At 58.9% G+C, this 15,826-nt stretch carries 15 protein-coding genes; 2 read left to right on the forward strand and 13 right to left on the reverse strand.

The window, feature by feature from the left end:
* Positions 1 to 4: 4 nt before the first annotated feature.
* Positions 5 to 760 carry an NAD(P)H-dependent oxidoreductase gene (locus FRH_RS00860; protein WP_230834907.1) on the reverse strand — a complete coding sequence of 252 codons (756 nt, stop codon included), beginning with the start codon at positions 758 to 760 and terminating at the stop codon, positions 5 to 7.
* An 88-nt stretch (positions 761 to 848) separates the two neighbouring features.
* On the opposite strand from FRH_RS00860, the gene FRH_RS00865 reads away from it, so the two are divergent.
* Entirely contained in the window at positions 849 to 1,721 is an 873-nt protein-coding gene (locus FRH_RS00865; protein WP_230834908.1) for a LysR family transcriptional regulator, read from the forward strand.
* A gap of 255 nt (positions 1,722 to 1,976) precedes the next feature.
* On the opposite strand, the gene FRH_RS00870 is transcribed toward FRH_RS00865, so the two are convergent.
* The 8 genes from FRH_RS00870 to FRH_RS00905 all read right to left on the reverse strand — a co-directional run bounded on the left by FRH_RS00870 (position 1,977) and on the right by FRH_RS00905 (position 10,972).
* Entirely contained in the window at positions 1,977 to 3,005 is a 1,029-nt protein-coding gene (locus FRH_RS00870) for a methionine synthase (RefSeq protein ID WP_281997563.1), read from the reverse strand.
* A gap of 25 nt (positions 3,006 to 3,030) precedes the next feature.
* Positions 3,031 to 4,008: a DUF1852 domain-containing protein gene (locus FRH_RS00875; RefSeq protein ID WP_281997564.1), complete on the reverse strand. Its 978-nt coding sequence runs from the start codon at positions 4,006 to 4,008 to the stop codon at positions 3,031 to 3,033.
* 246 nt (positions 4,009 to 4,254) lie between these two features.
* The gene (locus tag FRH_RS00880; protein ID WP_281997565.1) at positions 4,255 to 4,680 is read right to left on the reverse strand and encodes a GNAT family N-acetyltransferase; all 426 of its coding nucleotides are present in this window, start codon (positions 4,678 to 4,680) and stop codon (positions 4,255 to 4,257) included.
* 49 nt (positions 4,681 to 4,729) lie between these two features.
* Entirely contained in the window at positions 4,730 to 6,079 is a 1,350-nt protein-coding gene (gene astB / locus FRH_RS00885; protein ID WP_281997566.1) for an N-succinylarginine dihydrolase, read from the reverse strand.
* On the reverse strand, positions 6,076 to 7,548 hold the full coding sequence (gene astD, locus FRH_RS00890; RefSeq protein ID WP_281998140.1) for a succinylglutamate-semialdehyde dehydrogenase: 1,473 nt from the start codon (positions 7,546 to 7,548) through the stop codon (positions 6,076 to 6,078). The genes astB and astD overlap by 4 nt, the downstream gene beginning before the upstream one ends.
* Before the next feature lie 78 nt (positions 7,549 to 7,626).
* Positions 7,627 to 8,658: an arginine N-succinyltransferase gene (astA, locus tag FRH_RS00895; protein ID WP_044629254.1), complete on the reverse strand. Its 1,032-nt coding sequence runs from the start codon at positions 8,656 to 8,658 to the stop codon at positions 7,627 to 7,629.
* Positions 8,658 to 9,722: an arginine N-succinyltransferase gene (locus FRH_RS00900; protein WP_153842662.1), complete on the reverse strand. Its 1,065-nt coding sequence runs from the start codon at positions 9,720 to 9,722 to the stop codon at positions 8,658 to 8,660. Before FRH_RS00900 ends, astA begins: the two co-directional genes overlap by 1 nt.
* A 35-nt stretch (positions 9,723 to 9,757) precedes the next feature.
* Positions 9,758 to 10,972 (reverse strand): aspartate aminotransferase family protein, encoded by a 1,215-nt coding sequence (locus FRH_RS00905; protein ID WP_281997567.1) that lies wholly within the window; start codon positions 10,970 to 10,972, stop codon positions 9,758 to 9,760.
* Positions 10,973 to 11,190: 218 nt separating this feature from the next.
* On the opposite strand from FRH_RS00905, the gene FRH_RS00910 reads away from it, so the two are divergent.
* Positions 11,191 to 11,985 carry an SDR family oxidoreductase gene (locus FRH_RS00910; RefSeq protein WP_153842660.1) on the forward strand — a complete coding sequence of 265 codons (795 nt, stop codon included), beginning with the start codon at positions 11,191 to 11,193 and terminating at the stop codon, positions 11,983 to 11,985.
* Positions 11,986 to 11,989: 4 nt separating this feature from the next.
* Here the strand turns inward: FRH_RS00910 and FRH_RS00915 are convergent, their stop codons facing one another.
* The 4 genes from FRH_RS00915 to fabV form a co-directional block, all read right to left on the reverse strand.
* The gene (locus tag FRH_RS00915) at positions 11,990 to 12,961 is read right to left on the reverse strand and encodes a GlxA family transcriptional regulator (protein ID WP_176558231.1); all 972 of its coding nucleotides are present in this window, start codon (positions 12,959 to 12,961) and stop codon (positions 11,990 to 11,992) included.
* Positions 12,962 to 13,116: 155 nt separating this feature from the next.
* Complete coding sequence (locus FRH_RS00920) at positions 13,117 to 13,971, reverse strand: PRC-barrel domain-containing protein (RefSeq protein ID WP_139526612.1); 855 nt, start codon at positions 13,969 to 13,971, stop codon at positions 13,117 to 13,119.
* Between the two features lie 307 nt (positions 13,972 to 14,278).
* Positions 14,279 to 14,494 carry a hypothetical protein gene (locus FRH_RS00925; RefSeq protein ID WP_139526611.1) on the reverse strand — a complete coding sequence of 72 codons (216 nt, stop codon included), beginning with the start codon at positions 14,492 to 14,494 and terminating at the stop codon, positions 14,279 to 14,281.
* Between the two features lie 67 nt (positions 14,495 to 14,561).
* Positions 14,562 to 15,767, reverse strand: coding sequence for an enoyl-ACP reductase FabV (gene fabV / locus FRH_RS00930; RefSeq protein ID WP_153842659.1), 1,206 nt, complete (start codon positions 15,765 to 15,767; stop codon positions 14,562 to 14,564).
* Positions 15,768 to 15,826: the final 59 nt, after the last annotated feature.

Here is a 15,826-nt window from a genome sequence, read left to right on the forward strand (position 1 = left end):
TACCTCAACCTAACCGCCAACGCAGCGGAGAGGTTGGCCGTAAAACGCCCTCGTCGTCCCAGTCATCCCAGCCGGTAAAGGGAATAGGGCGTTCGTTACTCAAGCTGACCAAGCGGGATGCCCATACCGCCCTGGAAGACGCTAGATGCTCCATCAGGTTCGCCTCGTCTTGATAGCGGATACCACCGCCCTGAACGCCATAGCTCACCTGGGGTGCCAACACGTCAAAGCCAACGTAATACAGCGATGCATGCATCGGCCATAGCCAATGCACCATATTGCCTGCGCGACCATAAGGTTGAAACGCCTTCTCCGGTGAACCAGTGGTCACCGAAAGCACCGCTTGCTTACCGCGATAGTAGCCATGGTCGTAGCGCATACGGCTTGTATAGCGACCGCCATACACCAACACCCGGTCCAACCAGCCTTTAAGGATGGCGGGCTGGGCATGCCACCACAAAGGGAACTGAAAAATCACCAAGTCAGCCCACTCCAGGCGCGCCAACTCCCGCTGAACATCTTGCGGCAGCGCGTTTTGCTGGTAGTGAGAGCGCTGCTCATTGAGAGGATAAAAATAGTCCCCACCCACAGCGCGATGCAGATAGTGCTCGGCACGCTCGACCGGATCGAACTGCTCGGTATAAAGATCATCCACCTCAACGACATGGCCCGCATCCACTAGCTGCTTTATCGCCACGTCCACCAAGCCCCCATTGAACGACTTACGTTCTGGATGAGCCAAAACGATCAACACGTTCATACTATGTCTCCCCTACCGATGGTTTCGAAGAAAGGCTACCCTGTTCATTAAAGATCAGACATTGGCCAAAAAAGAGAACCAAGCTTGCATGAATGAACAGCAAATACGGTGGGATGATCTTCAAATCGTGCTGGCGATTGCCGAGTCGGGTTCACTATCCGGTGCCAGCCGTTCACTGCGCGTTAGTCATGCGACGGTCTTTAGGCGTTTGAGCAATATGGAACAGCAACTCGGGGTGGCCCTATTCGAGCGCAACCGCACGGGATATACCCCGACCCTGGCGGGAGATGATCTCGCGGCATCGGCCAAACGCGTCCAGACTGAGGTTCACGGCGCCGAGAGGCGCATCGTCGGGCAAGATGTCACCCTCACCGGCAGCCTGCGCATTACCACCACTGACACGCTGTTTGCGGGGCTACTCTCACCATTGCTGGCGCGTTTTCGTCAGCAATATCCAGAGATTACCCTTGAAGTGGCCATATCCAACCAGCTTCAAAGCCTGTCACGGCGAGAGGCCGATATCGCCATCCGCCCCACTCGAACGCCACCCGACACCCTAGTAGGCAAGAAACTCGCCAACATCACTCAAGCGATTTATGGCCAGAAGTCACATTGGCAACACCGCGCAAATCCCATAGAGCCAAGGTCATTAGAAACAGAAAACTGGATAGGTCCCGATGTTCACCTTGGCGATACGATGCTGGAGAAATGGATGATGGATAAACGAGTTACCTACAAAATAGACAGCATGCTGGGCATGCAGCTAGCCGCACGCCAGGGCGTCGGCATTACCGTGCTGCCGTGCTATCTTGGTGATACAGATGACACTCTCATTCGGCTCACCCCCCCTATCGATGCACTCACTACCCATCTTTGGCTATTGACCCACCCTGATTTACGTCATGTCACCCGTATACGCGTATTCAGAGAGTCCCTACAAAGGCACATGTCGCTGGGATGAGTCATGAAAGCTCAAGCACTATCATTTATCAATCTATCGAACTGTAAGCTTTTAGACTCTTCAAATAGCCGGTGCTTAAAGGCCATGACCTCTTGGGTTATTGGCTCGCATAATGTTGTATAACCGCGTGCCTCAGTCAAACTCGCTAGAGAAGTAGGCGGTGGCTTTTTTTAATATGTCTCGCTCTTCTGATACGCGTTTGATTTCGGCCTCAGTCGGCGAGCCCGACACTGGATGCCGAGCCCGCCCAATGGACTATCGAGACAGTTCCTGCCGTACGATTGCCGCGCCAGCGCTCAGCGCCTTCAGCTTACCCTGGGCGACTTCACGAGGCAGGGGCGTCATACCGCAGTTGGTGCAGGGGTAGAGCTTGTCGGCATCGACGAACTGCAGCGCCTTGCGCAGCGTGTCGGCGACCTCTTCCGGCGTCTCGATGGCGTGGGTGGCCACGTCGATGGCCCCGACCATCACCTTCTTGCCGCGAATCAGCTCGATCAGCTCCATCGGCACGTGGGAGTTCTGGCACTCCAGCGAAACGATGTCGATGCTCGACGCCTGCAGCTTGGGGAATATCTCTTCGTACTGGCGCCACTCCGACCCGAGGGTCTTCTTCCAATCGGTGTTGGCCTTGATGCCGTAGCCGTAGCAGATATGCACGGCGGTCTCGCACTCGACCCCTTCGATAGCTTTCTCCAGGGCGGCGATGCCCCAGTCGTTCACCTCATCGAAGAAGACGTTGAAGGCGGGCTCATCGAACTGAATGATGTCCACGCCCGCTGCCGCCAGGTCACGGGCTTCCTGGTTGAGGATCTTGGCGAACTCCCAGGCAAGCTTTTCGCGGCTCTTGTAGTGGCCATCATAGAGCGTATCGACCATGGTCATGGGCCCGGGCAGCGCCCACTTGATCGGCTGGTCGGTCTGCTGGCGCAGGAACTTGGCATCCTCGACGAAGACCGGTTTTTCCCGCGATACGGGACCCAATACCGAGGGCACGCTGGCGTCGTAGCGGTCGCGGATCTTGACGATCTCGCGCTGTTCGAAATCGACGCCGTTCAAGTGCTCGATGAAGGTGGTAACGAAGTGCTGGCGAGTCTGCTCACCGTCGCTGACGATGTCGATACCCGCCAAGCGCTGATCGTGCAGCGATACCCGCAGAGCATCCTGCTTGCCTTGGGTCAGCTCCTCGCCCTGCAGCTTCCAGTCCGACCAGAGTTTTTCGGGCTCGGCCAGCCAAGCGGGCTTGGGCAGGCTTCCGGCCGTCGATGTGGGCAGCAATGTCTTCATAACAATATCCTTGGTAAACAGTCAATCAAAGGGCGACATCGGCCGACCAGCGCTCGAGCACGTGACGAAAAGGTTCGATGAAATAGCGCTCGGCAAACTTGCCCTGCTCGACGGCTAACTGGCTGCGCTCTTCGCGGTCGTACTCGATGCGGGTCAACGAGTAGTCCTGATGGGTCAGATGCGGCTGATAGACCTTTCCTGCCGCCGAGTTAGCGTTGTAAATCTCCGGACGATAGATCTTCTGGAACGTCTCCATGGTGCTGATGGCGCTGATCAGTTCGAGATCGCTGTAATCGGCCAGCAGATCGCCGGAAAAATAGAACGCCAGCGGTGCCACGCTATGGGGCGGCATGAAGTAACGCACCTGCAGGCCCATCTTGGCGAAATAGAAATCCGTGAGTGACGATGTGTCGTTCACGTATTCGACGCCCAGCACCGGGTGGCGATTTTCCGTCTGGCGATACACCTTGTTGCTGGAAACGCTGAGACAGATCACCGGCGCCTTGCTGGCAACGGATCGATACGCCTCGGAGTCGACGAAACGCTTGAACAGCTTGCCGTGAAGATCGCCAAACCCCTCCGGAATACCAAATTCCGACCGCTCCTTGTTGTGCTCCGAGAGCCACACGCTGAAGTCGTAGTCGCGGACGTAGGAGGAGAAGTTGTTCCCCGTCATGCCCTCGATGCGTTTGTCGAGATGCCGATCGATGATGGTCGTCTTCAACATCTCGATCGCCGGGAAGGTAGTGCCTTCAGCCGCCACGCTCAGCTCGCCGGTAATGATCTCCAGCTCGACGGCGTAGCGGTCTGCCTTGGGGTTATCCCAATGGGCCAGGGTATTGAAGCGATTGCCGATCATAGTCAGCGCGTTACGCAGGTTTTCCTGGCAGCGCTCCCCCCTGGCGAGGTTAGCGAAGTTGGTCGTGGTACGCGTGCTCTCGGCAGGACGGTAGTTTTCGTCGAACCGGACGCTCTTGATGTCGAAGGTAAAGTCGTAGCTCATCGCGAACAGGCACCCTGTTGGTCGAGATTGGCGACGGCGCTGCCAGTGAACAAGCAACATCCATCGAAGCGAATGCGCCCTTTATGCCAGACCACACAGATGAATTAAAAGCGATATCGACTCAACTAAAAATGAATTAAATTCATGTTACGAAAAGCACTTGCCCTGGCAGGGCGGATGTTGCCCAGCAGGCGTCCATCGCGGGCAGCAGTCAGGACTCGGGCATGACCGCCGGGAGAAGGTGATTTAACGCAGTGTTCGCTGCATGGTGATGACATCGCCGTCGGTTCGACACACTCGAAACCCCAGGCGCTGATAGAGATGGCGGGCAGGGTTGATACGAAACACGCGCAGACGCAGTGAGGCGACGTCGGCCTGCCGAGCGAGATCCTCGACGTAATGGATGGCCGCCGTACCTAACCCTCGCCGCTGCCATGGAGGATCGATCTGCAATTCGCGAATGTCGTAAGCAGCGTCGTCGCGATAAAGACACAGCAGCCCGACGCGCGAGGTGTTCACGCAGAGTTCGATGCTGTCCATCTCGCCCCACTGCTTAGCGAACAGTTGGGTATCCCAGTGCCATCCCAACCGTTCGTAGTAAGCCGTCATGTTGCGACGAATGAGCGTTTCAGCAAAGGTCCTATCGTTCGTCGCGCGGAATACCGGCGTCATGGCTTCTCGCTCTATCGCCGACAAAAGGTGGATGAAGGACCTGCAACCGTTACCCCAATTGGAAGGGATACACCGAGCCAATGTTCAGCAGCTGTGTCAGCTCATCCAGCGCGGTGAGCACCTCCGTCGCGAGCTGCGGATCGGCCAAGTCGTCGGTGGCGAGGCGGTCGCGGTAGTGGCGGCTCACCCAGGCGGTGAGGTCGTCGTAAAGCGCATCATCGAGCAGTACCCGACCGCTGAGGGCAGCCCGCTCGGCCTCGCTGAGCACCACGCGCAAACGCAGGCAGGCGGGGCCACCGCCGTTGCGCATGCTCTGCTTCACGTCCTTGACGATCACTTCGCCAATGGGGTTATTGCCTGCCAGGATGAAGTCCTGCAGCGTGCGCCACACGGCTTCCCGCTCCTGACACTCGCTGGGCACCACTAGGGTCATGGTGCCATCCGGGTTGGAGAGCAGTTGCGAGTTGAACAGGTACGACGCCACCGCGTCTTCCATGCTCACCGCTTCCACCGGCACCCGGACAGGAATCAGCGGCGTACTCATCTTGGCGCGCAGCTCGTTGAGCGTGCGCTCTTCATCAAGAAATGCCATTTCGTGGTAGAGCAGCACCGGGCCGTTGCCCACGGCAATCACATCGTTGTGGAACACCCCGGCATCAATGGCCTCGGGGTGTTGCTGGGCGAATACGGTCTGGGCGTCGCTCAGCCCGTGCTGGCGGGCCACCGCCTGGCTGGCTTCCAGCGTCTGCCGGGCCGGATAACGCTTGGGCTCGTTCCGTCCGCCGCCAAACGCTTGGCGGCCATACACGAACAGGTGCACGCCGGGCTCGCCATACTCACCGCACAGGCGGGTGTGGTTGGCCGCCCCTTCATCGGAAAATGCGGGGGTGGCGGGCAGCACCGGGTGGTGGGCGAAGTGCTGCTCATCGCGGAAAATCGCCTGGAGCACGCGCCCCGTGGTGCGCGGCTCCAGGTAGCGGTGGAAACTCGACTGCAGGTTGGCCGGGGTAATGTGCATCCGACCATCGGGTGCATCCACGCTAGGCGTAATGGTGCCCGCGTTGGCGGTCCACATGCTGGACGCCGAGCACACGGCTCGCAAAAGTTGAGGGGCTTGTGTCGCGGCACGTGCCAGCATCTCACGGTCGCTGCCGGTGAAGCCCAAGTCGCGCAGCGCGCCCAAATCGGGGCGCTGCTGCGGCGGCAAAACGCCCTGAGCGTAGCCCGCGTCCATCAGCGATTTCATCTTGGCCAGCCCCTGCAGCGCACCCTCTTTGGGGTTCGAAACCAAGCCGCCGTGGCTCATGGAGGCCACGTTGCCGTGGGCAAGCCCCGAGTAGTTGTGGGTAAGCCCTACCAAGCCATCGAAGTTGACTTCCCGGATGCTGTTCAGGCTCATAGATGGACTCCCGGTGGCAGGGTTTCGGGCATTTCCAGGCTTTCGGCCTCCATGGAGGCGACCGGGTAAGCGCAGTAGTCTGCGGCGTAGTAGGCACTGGGGCGGTGGTTGCCGCTGTCGCCCACGCCGCCGAAGGGCGCATCGCCCGAGGCACCGGTGGTCTGGCGGTTCCAGTTGACGATACCGGCGCGGATACGCAGCAGGAAGTCGTCCCAATCCGCCTGCTCGCCCCCGATCAACCCAGCCGACAGGCCATAGCGGGTGTCGTTGGCCAGGGCAAGCGCCTCATCCCAATCCGTATAGCGATGGACTTTCAGCAGCGGGCCGAAGTGCTCCTCGTCGGGCACGTTCAACCCCGTCACGTCGATCAGCGCGGGGCTGAGCAAGCTAGTGCCCTCTTTGAGGCGCTGCATACGATTGATCACCGTGCCGCCCATGGCTTCCAGTTCATCCTGCGCCTTGAGCAGGCCATCGGCGGCGACAACGCTGACCAAGCCGCCATAAAACGGCGCTGGCTCCTCGTCGAACTGCCCCGCCACGTGCAGCTTGGCGATGGCATCCGAAAGCGCATCGATGAGGTGGTCGCCCACCTCCCCCTGGGGCACCATCAAGCGGCGGGCGCAAGTGCAGCGCTGCCCCCCTGAGAGAAACGCCGACTGGAGAATCGTCAGCACGGCAGCGCGCTCATCCTCCACATCCTTCACCACCAGCGGATTGTTGCCGCCTAATTCCAGCGCGAGGATTTTATCCAGCTGCCCGGCAAACTGCTGCTGCAGCATGCCACCCACTTTGGCACTGCCGGTAAACAGCAGACCGTCGATACCGGGGTGGGCAGAGAGCGCCTGTCCCACGGCCACACCGCCCTGCACGAGGTTGATCACCCCAGCAGGCAGCCCGGCTTCTATCCAGCACTGCAGGGTGAGATCCGCGGTGAGCGGGGTTTGGTCGCTGGGCTTGAACACCACGGTGTTACCCGCCAGCAGCGCAGGCACCATATGGCCATTGGGCAGGTGGCCAGGGAAGTTATAGGGGCCAAATACTGCCATGACGCCGTGGGGGCGATGACGAAGGACCGCTTTGGCACTGCCGACGGCTTTTTCACGCTCCCCGGTGCGCTCGTGGTACGCCTTGATGGAGAGCGCGATTTTACCAATCATCGCACCTGCTTCGGTGCGGGCTTCCCACAGCGGTTTACCGGTTTCCGAGGCAATGGCAATAGCTAAGTCTTCTCGTCGAGCGGTGACGACCTCGACAAACCGCTCAACCAGCGCCTGACGCTCAGCAAAAGGCGTACGTGCCCAGGCCGGGAATGCCGCTCGCGCCGCCTCCACCGCAGCGCCGACTTGGCTGCTGGAAGCTGCCGCTCCTTGCCAAAGCAGCATACCCGCCACCGGATCATGCTTGGTAAAAGGCTCGGCGTTGCCGACGACCCAAGTGCCGTTGATCAGTTGTTGCTGCTGGGCATGCATGTTCTCGGTGTGCATCATGCTCTCCTTTACTGATTTTTTGTCGTTCGCGCGGGTAGAGGGACGTTCCAGGCGTTCATGTTAGGTTTCCAGCAGGCGAACGGCGTCGCCGGTGGAAACCCCTAGCCGATCGGCCTCATCGGTGGTGAGCACGATCGTGCTACTGTCGGCAGGGCCACGGCCGATCCAGCTCGCGGTAAAGTTCAGCATCTGGGTAGATGCCGCCAGCCAGCGGCTAACGCTCTCTTGCGGCGCGTTAGAGGAGACTTCCACCTGATAAAGCTGCGAGTTGCGAATCGCCCGCACGTCATCGATGTAGGCCTCCACTGTGGGGCCACCATCGAAAATGTCGATATAGCCTTCCCAGCGCAGCCCCTCTTTTTTAAGCATCTCCAGCGCTGGCCGGGTGTGACGGTGCACCTGCCCGATACACGCCCGCGCCTCTTCCGACATGAAGGTGGTGTAGATCGGGAACTTGGGCATCAGCTCACCGATGAAGCTCTTCTGGCCCAGGCCGGTCAAGCGGTCGGCTTCGTTGAAATCCATGGGGAAGAAGTGTTTCCCCAGGCTCTCCCAGAAGGGACTAACGTTGTTCTCGTCGAACACACCGCGCATCTCGGCCAGCACTTTCTGCGGAAAGCGGTCGCGAAACTGGGCAATGAACAGCCAGCGCGCTTTGGAAAGCAGCGCCCCGTTACGCAGGTGCTTGTTGGCCTCGCCGCGATACTCCGGACGCAGAAACAGCGAACACACTTCGGCGTCGCCGGTGTGGTCGGAGCTCAAGAATAGCGTGTCGATGGTGCGATGCAGATCGAGCTGTACCGACGAGTGCGCCAGCGTACCCAACCGGTAGTTATAGAACGGCACTTCCCGCCCTACTTGGCCCTCAATGGCACAGCAGCCCGCCAGTTCACCATTAGTCTCGTCTTCCAATACGAAGAAGTAGAGACGGTCGTCTACCGGCGTGCGCTCTTCGAAGGCGCGGGCGGCGGACTCGATTTTACCGGCCAAAAACTCGCGGTTATCCGGCAAGGAGGTAAAACCAACGCCTGCCTGCTGCGCAAGTGCCTGGAGCCCATCCAGATCATCACGGGCAATGGGTCGAATGCGCATTACATCTCTCCTTCATCGAGCGCGTCCACGGCGCTGGGCAGACTCAGCGGCGCGGCCAGCACCGCCCGTCCCTCTTCGACGCCCAAACGCGCGGCATGCTGCGGCGAGAGCATCAGCTGCCCCGTGGGCGAGAGCGCGTAGCGCGCGACGATGCATCGGAAATCACTCAGCGTTTGATTGGCAATCATCGCCGGTTCGGCATCGGGTAGCGCGTGCTCGGGGCGTATCCGTACCGGGTGCCAAGCGGCGCGGCGGAAGGTTTCCAGGCGCTCGCGCTCAGCTTTGACGATGGGGCCTGCATCGAAAATATCCACGTGTCGGGAGCGCACGAACCCTTCGGCCAGCATTTCGCCCAGCGCCTCTTCATGGGCAGGATGCTCGCGGCCAATGGCAGCACGGGCCTGGGGCGTGAGCAGTGGCAAATAGAGCGGGAATTGCGGCATCACCTCGGCAATGAAGCTCTTTGAGCGCACGCCCGCTATGTGATTCATTTCTTGGAAGCTGCGGGCAAAAAAGTGGCGGCCCACGCTCTCCCAAAAGGGAGATTCATTCTGGCTATCCAAAAAGCCGGGAAAAGCCACCGCCAGAATCCGTGAGAAGCGCTCCGGATACTGGGCGATGAACATCAGCCGCGCCCGGCGCAGAAGGCTCTCGGCGCTGGTGCCCTTGTAGCGCGGGTCGAGCGACAGTGCACAGAGCAGTGTGGCATCCGAGGCTTCATGAGAGAGCGCCAGTGTTTGCACCTCACGACGCACGTTGAGCTGCTGCGATGCGTGAATCAGCGTCTCTTGGCGGTAGGTGTAGTAGGCCTCGGCAGCCCCCGCCTGGGCGCGGATGGTGGCCGTCCCCAGCACCTCGTTGCGGCTATCGTCCGCCAGCACGAACATATAGTGCTCGTTACCGGGGTACTCGATCTCGCTCTCGAATGCTTCTTGGGAGCGCACGATGCGCTCCTCGAGGCGATCCCGATTGGCGGGCAGGTTGGTAAGCCGAGGCACCGCATGCTCTGCCAATTGCTCCAAGGCGGGAAGGTCAGCCAGCGTGACCGGTCGGATTACCAACATAGTTAACGCCCCCTCTTGTGTGACTTGCGCCTGACTCATGCGCTAGCGACAAGTCGCTCGATGGCACGCTCGAGACGCGCCATGCCCTCGGCGATGTCTTCCTCGGGAATCACCAGCGAGGGCGCCATACGCAGCACGTTGGGGCCTGCAATCAGCGCCATCAAGCCCTCTTCGATCGCCAACGGCAGAATATCTTTGGCGCGGCCTTCGAAAGCGTCCGACATCTGGGCCCCCATCAGCATGCCCATGCCGCGGATCTCTTTGAAAACGCCGTGTTTGCGGTTGATGGTTTCCAGATGCTCGCGGAACAGATCGTGACGATGTTTGACCCCCTGCAGCACCTCGGTCGTATCGATGAACTCGACCGCCGCCAGCGCCACCGCAGAGGCCAGCGCGTTGCCGCCGTAGGTAGAGCCGTGGGTACCGATGGCCAGCGACTTGGCGATGGCATCGGTGGTCAGCGTGGCGCCAATCGGGAAGCCGCCGCCCAGCGATTTAGCGCTGGTGAGTATGTCTGGCGTGATGCCGAAATTTTTATAAGCATACAGCTCGCCGCTACGGCCAACGCCAGTTTGAACTTCATCGAAAATCAGCAGCGCATTGTGCTCGTCACACAGATTGCGCAGGCCCTGCAAGAATTCCTGAGTGGCGGGTACGATGCCGCCTTCGCCCTGCATCGGCTCGACCATGATGGCGCAGGTATCGTCGCCCACGAGCTTGCGCACGCTCTCCAGGTCGTTGAAGTTGGCGTGCAGAATGCCGCCCGGTACTGGGCCAAAGCCTTGGGAGTACTTGGGCTGGCCGCCGACACTGACGGTAAAGAAGGTGCGGCCATGGAACGATTGGTAGAACGAGATGATTTTGTCTTTGTGCTCACCGTAGTGGTCGACCGCCCAGCGGCGGGCCAGCTTTAATGCGGCTTCGTTGGCTTCACCGCCAGAGGAGCACAGGAACACTTTATCGGCGAACGTGCGCTCGGTGAGAGTTTTGGCCAGCTTTAACGCCGGTTCGTTGGTGAATACGTTGGAAAGATGCCAAAGCTTTTCGCCCTGCTCTTTTAGCGCGTTGACCAGCACCGGATGGCAGTGACCCAGGGAGTTCACCGCAATACCGCCAGCGAAATCGATGTACTCGCGGCCTTCTTGGTCCCACAAGCGGCTGCCTTCACCACGTACCGGAATAATCTGCTGCGGCGCGTAGTTGGGCGCCATGTAGTGGTCGAAGTCTTGACGGTTCGGGGTGTGGCTCATGGAACGATACCTCCAGTGGAGTAAACAGTGGATTCAGTATACGGGGGGCAATGGGCGCCCTGCTTTCAGTATTGGGACGGTAAATTACGAATAGCGACGTGCGCCTGCCGTTGATCGTATCACCTTGAAGAATGGCCGAAGCCCCCCATAGTAAGTAAAGGGTAATGACCCGCGCTTTATGGCGCAGTACGGATATTTTTGACCCAAGGAGCGTAATCATGAAGATCGATCTGAGCGGCAAACGTGCCATTATCACGGGATCCACCGCTGGTATCGGCTATGCCATTGCAGAAGGATTGGCTCACGCAGGGGCCGACATCGTCATTACTGGGCGAACGCAGCAACGGGTGGATGACGCCATCGAGGCGGTCAAAAAGCGCTACCCACAAGCTCGCGTCACCGGGGTGGCTGCCGATTTGGGTACTGCAGAAGGGTGTCAGACGTTGATCGACCAGCAGCCCGATACCGACATCCTCATTAACAACGTCGGGATATTCGGCCCGCAAGACTTTTTCGACGTGGATGACGCCACTTGGCAACAGTTTTTCGATGTTAACATCATGAGCGCCGTTCGCTTGTCACGCCATTACGCCAAAGGCATGCGCGAGCGCGATTGGGGACGCATTCAGTTCGTATCAAGCGAATCTGGTATCAACATTCCCAGCGAAATGGTCCACTACGGCATGACGAAGTCTGCATTGCTGTCCATTTCACGCGGCCTGGCGAAAGTATTGAGCGGCTCTCAGGTGACGGTCAATGCCATTCTGCCAGGGCCCACACGCTCGGAGGGTGTATTGAACATGCTCAGCGATATCGCTCAGCAAGAGGGCACCTCACAACAGGATGTCGAAGCGCGTTTCGTTCGAGAGAACCGTCCGTCGTCGATCATTCAGCGTTTGGCCACTCCTGAAGAAGTCGCCCATATGAGCGTCTATGCTGCTTCGCCCCAGGCAAGTGCCACGACCGGCGCCGCACTGCGTGTCGAGGGCGGCATTGTGGACACCCTGACATAGTGCGTTACCCAAGACGCTCTTCTCGGGGTGTCATGCCAAAGTGGTGTCGATAAGCCGTCGAGAAGTGTGCACCCGACGAAAATCCGGTGGCAAAGGCAATCTCGCCCACCGCCCGGTCGCTCTCACGCAGCTGCTTGCGTGCTTCCTGTAAACGTAAATCCAGGTAGTAGCGGCTGGGCACTGCCTGTAAGTACTTCTTGAATAGCCGCTCTAACTGCCGCCTGGAAATTCCCAGATGCTCAGAGAGTTCCAACGTCGAGAGCGGCTCTTCGATATTGGCCTCCATCAGCGTCACCGCATCCACGAGGCTTTGTGGCGCGTGCCCCAAGCGGCTGCGCAAAGGTACGTGCTGGCGCTCATCGGCCAGTCGAATACGGTCGCAGACGAACTGTTCGGAGACCTGCTCGGCCAAGCGCGGACCGTGATGCTTACCAATCAGCGTAAGCATCATGTCCATCGCGGCGGTGCCGCCTGCGCAGGTCAGGCGGTCGCGATCGATTTCGAACAGCTGCTGTGAGAGTGTGACTTGAGGGTACGCCTGGGCAAAGGCGTCAAAACGCTGCCAAGGAAGCGTCGCGCGGTAGCCCTCAAGCAGACCACAACGGGCCAATACTTCGGTGCCGCCCGCCAGCCCCCCAAAGGCGACGCCTCGCCCTTGGTGACTACGCAGCCACTCATTCAGCTTTGCGGGTAGTGCGTAGGGAAGTGGCGTCGGTGCACATATGAAAAGCAGATCCATCGGCCCAAGGGGTGCGCTCAGCGTGTGCTGCGCCAGGAGCGAAAGCTGCGCGCCGCTGCGCACGGGCTCGTCATCCAAACTGAGGGTCACGGTATGATAGAGCATGTGACCGCTAAGCTGATTTGCCATCTGTAGCGGTTCGATAGCGCTGGCGTGAGCCAACAGAGAAAACCCGGGAAGCAACACAAACGCCACCCGCCTGCGGTGGCTAGGTGGCGTTAACGTATTGGAATGCATGTGACTTCGCTATGCTGCCTATCGCGCTGCATGAAAACCGCCGCTGGCTAACTGGGTCGTGGGTGTAAACGACATCTTACCCAATTGTGCCAATGAAGGCAGCGCCTGCTGTCGCTATCTAAAAAAAGGCGTCGCAGGGGTGTAGCGAAGTCACGTTAGGCATTCTCTTCGGCGTCTGAGAGCGCCGTCTGGTTATCGATGATTTGGTAATCGCTTTCGCGATATTCGTCCGCAGAGGCCTCGATCTCCTCGCTACCATAATCGGTATTGACGACCAGTTGGTCCTCTTCACGCTGCATCTCTTTGACGGGAAGCGCGACATCACTTGCACCAAAACCCCAAAAACCGCCAATCGCGACAATCGCGAATAGCTCACCGCTCTCTTGATGACGCGCAATGTGCTGGATGTCACCCACTTCGTCTCCCTGCTGGTTAACGACGGTCATGCCCTCCAGATCACGTGCGCGCTCCGACATCAGCGAATGACCCTGCTCGTCCTGCTGAACGTCTTCTCGCACTACTTGTTGGCTTTGATTTTGGTTTTGCTGAGCTGACTGCTGTGAGCCATCACGCTCGTCCTCGGCCCGGTTTACCTCTACCTCAGCATTATCGGCCTGCTCGATGGAGACATCGGGCTCGCCCTGCTGCTCGACCGTCACGTTCGGCTCTGCTTCTTCGACCGTCACGTCTGGTTCCGGCTGCTCGATGGTCACTTCAGGTTTAGGCTGCTCGATAGTGACATCGGGCTTGGACTGCTCCACTTTGATGTTGGGAGACTCCTGCTGAACCTGCACGTCCGCTGGCGCTTGATCGACCGTGACGTCCATCGTTTCGCTGCCATCTTGGGTCTGGCCATCTCGACGCTGCTGCTCGGCCACCTCGTTCTGTCGCTGTTGCGACATGTCCCTGGCGGTCGATGGGTCTGTTTGGTCATCATTTTGTGCCAAGGCGACGCCTGAGAAGCTGGCACATACCATTCCAATGGCGACTGCGAGTGCTGTCCGTTTCATACCTTTGCTCCTTTCGCTGAAGTACCTAATTTCCTAAAGCACTTTTCCCAAAGCACTTCTGTACTGAAGTACACTTTGCAAACTAGTGAACCAGCGCGCATAAATGCAAAGCAAAAAGGCAAAAATCGACAACGTTGTACTTAAATTAACGGTCTTTTAGCAGGAGATAGGCGCAAAAGATTACAAACATCAAATTGACATGTTTACTCTGGCCATCCTCAGCGCGTCACGCCAGAGGCTCAAACGCAAATCGCCGGGCCATGTAGCCCGGCGATGTCTTTCACAATATTTCACAATAGCGTAGCCGTTAGCCGCCGCTGTTGCCCAACCCCAACAGCACGATACCCGCGACGATGATACCCATCACCACGATGACCAATGGCAGCATCTTATGGAGACCATTGGCGGGTTTTCTCGCTTCGGGCTGCTGCTGGGGTTGAGAGGTTTCGAAGTCCTCGGGGACGCGTTCGCTCAGCACGTGCTCTTTCTCTTCTTCCGGGGTTTTGCTTTCTCGGGTATCCATACAGCACCTCATCCAGTCCGGTCGATGATTCATAGCGCGTCGGCGTGCGCTGCCCGTCGCGCTGCGCTTATAGCGTTACGACATCGAACTCGACCTCGGGGTTCACATCGGCATCGTAGTCCACGTCGTCACGCTCGAAGCCAAACAGCTTCAAAAACTCATGCTTATAACCAGCATAGTCGGTAATGTCGAAGAGGTTGTCCGTCGTGACTTCCGGCCAGAGGTCTTGGCAGGCTTTTTGAACGTCCTTGCGCAGTTCCCAGTCGTCCAACCGCAAGCGCCCCTGATCGTCAGTGACCATGTCGCCCGGCTCACCGGAATAAAGACGCTCGCCGAACAGGCGGTTCAACTGGTCGATGGTGCCTTCGTGCAGGCCCTGCTCTTTCATGATGCGGTAAACCATGGCGATATACAGCGGCATCACCGGGATCGCAGCACTGGCCTGAGTGACCACGGACTTCAGAACGGCGACGTTGGCACCGCCCCCGCTCTCTTTGAGTTTGGCATCGATGGCCGCTGCCGCGCGATCCAGGTCCTCTTTGGCTTTACCCAGAGCACCGTGCCAGTAAATCGGCCATGTGATTTCGGTACCGATATAGCTAAACGCCACGCTGCGCGCGCCTTTGGCCAACACGCCCGCATCATCTAGCGCACTCATCCAAAGTTCCCAATCTTCGCCACCCATGACGGTAATGGTGTCGTCGATCTCCTCCTGAGTCGCCGGTTCTACTTCGGCTTCGATGATAGCGTCCTTGTTGGTGTCGATCGCCGTGGCGCGGTAAGTCTCGCCAATCGGCTTCAGGCTAGAGCGCTTCAGCTCGCCGCTGTCGGGCAGCTTGCGCACTGGGGAGGCCAATGAGTAGACCACGAGATCGATTTCGCCCATATCCTGCTTGATCAGCTCGATGGCTTTGTCGCGCGCTTCATGGGAGAACGCGTCACCGTTGATGGATTTGCTGTACAGGCCTTCCTGCTTGGCAAACTTGTCGAACGCGGCGCTGTTGTACCAGCCTGCGGTGCCCGGCTTCTTCTCGGTGCCCGGCTTTTCGAAAAACACGCCCAAGGTATCGGCGCCGTAACCAAAGGCGGCGGTGATACGTGCCGCTAGGCCGTAGCCGCTAGAGGCACCGATTACGAGCACTTTCTTCGGGCCTTGGCGTTTATCCAAACCACGGGCGCGGGTCGCCTCGATTTGCTCGAGCACGTTCTGCTCGCAGCCTTTCGGATGGGTGGTGGTGCAGATAAAGCCGCGCACTTTCGGTTTAATGATCACGTTGGACCCCTTCATCAGATGAGTATCGCATTCGGCACGGCGGGTGCCGAGTTACCAAT

Origin of the sequence: Halomonas sp. A020 (assembly GCF_027943625.1) — a bacterium.
In the GTDB taxonomy this organism is placed as follows: domain Bacteria; phylum Pseudomonadota; class Gammaproteobacteria; order Pseudomonadales; family Halomonadaceae; genus Vreelandella; species Vreelandella piezotolerans.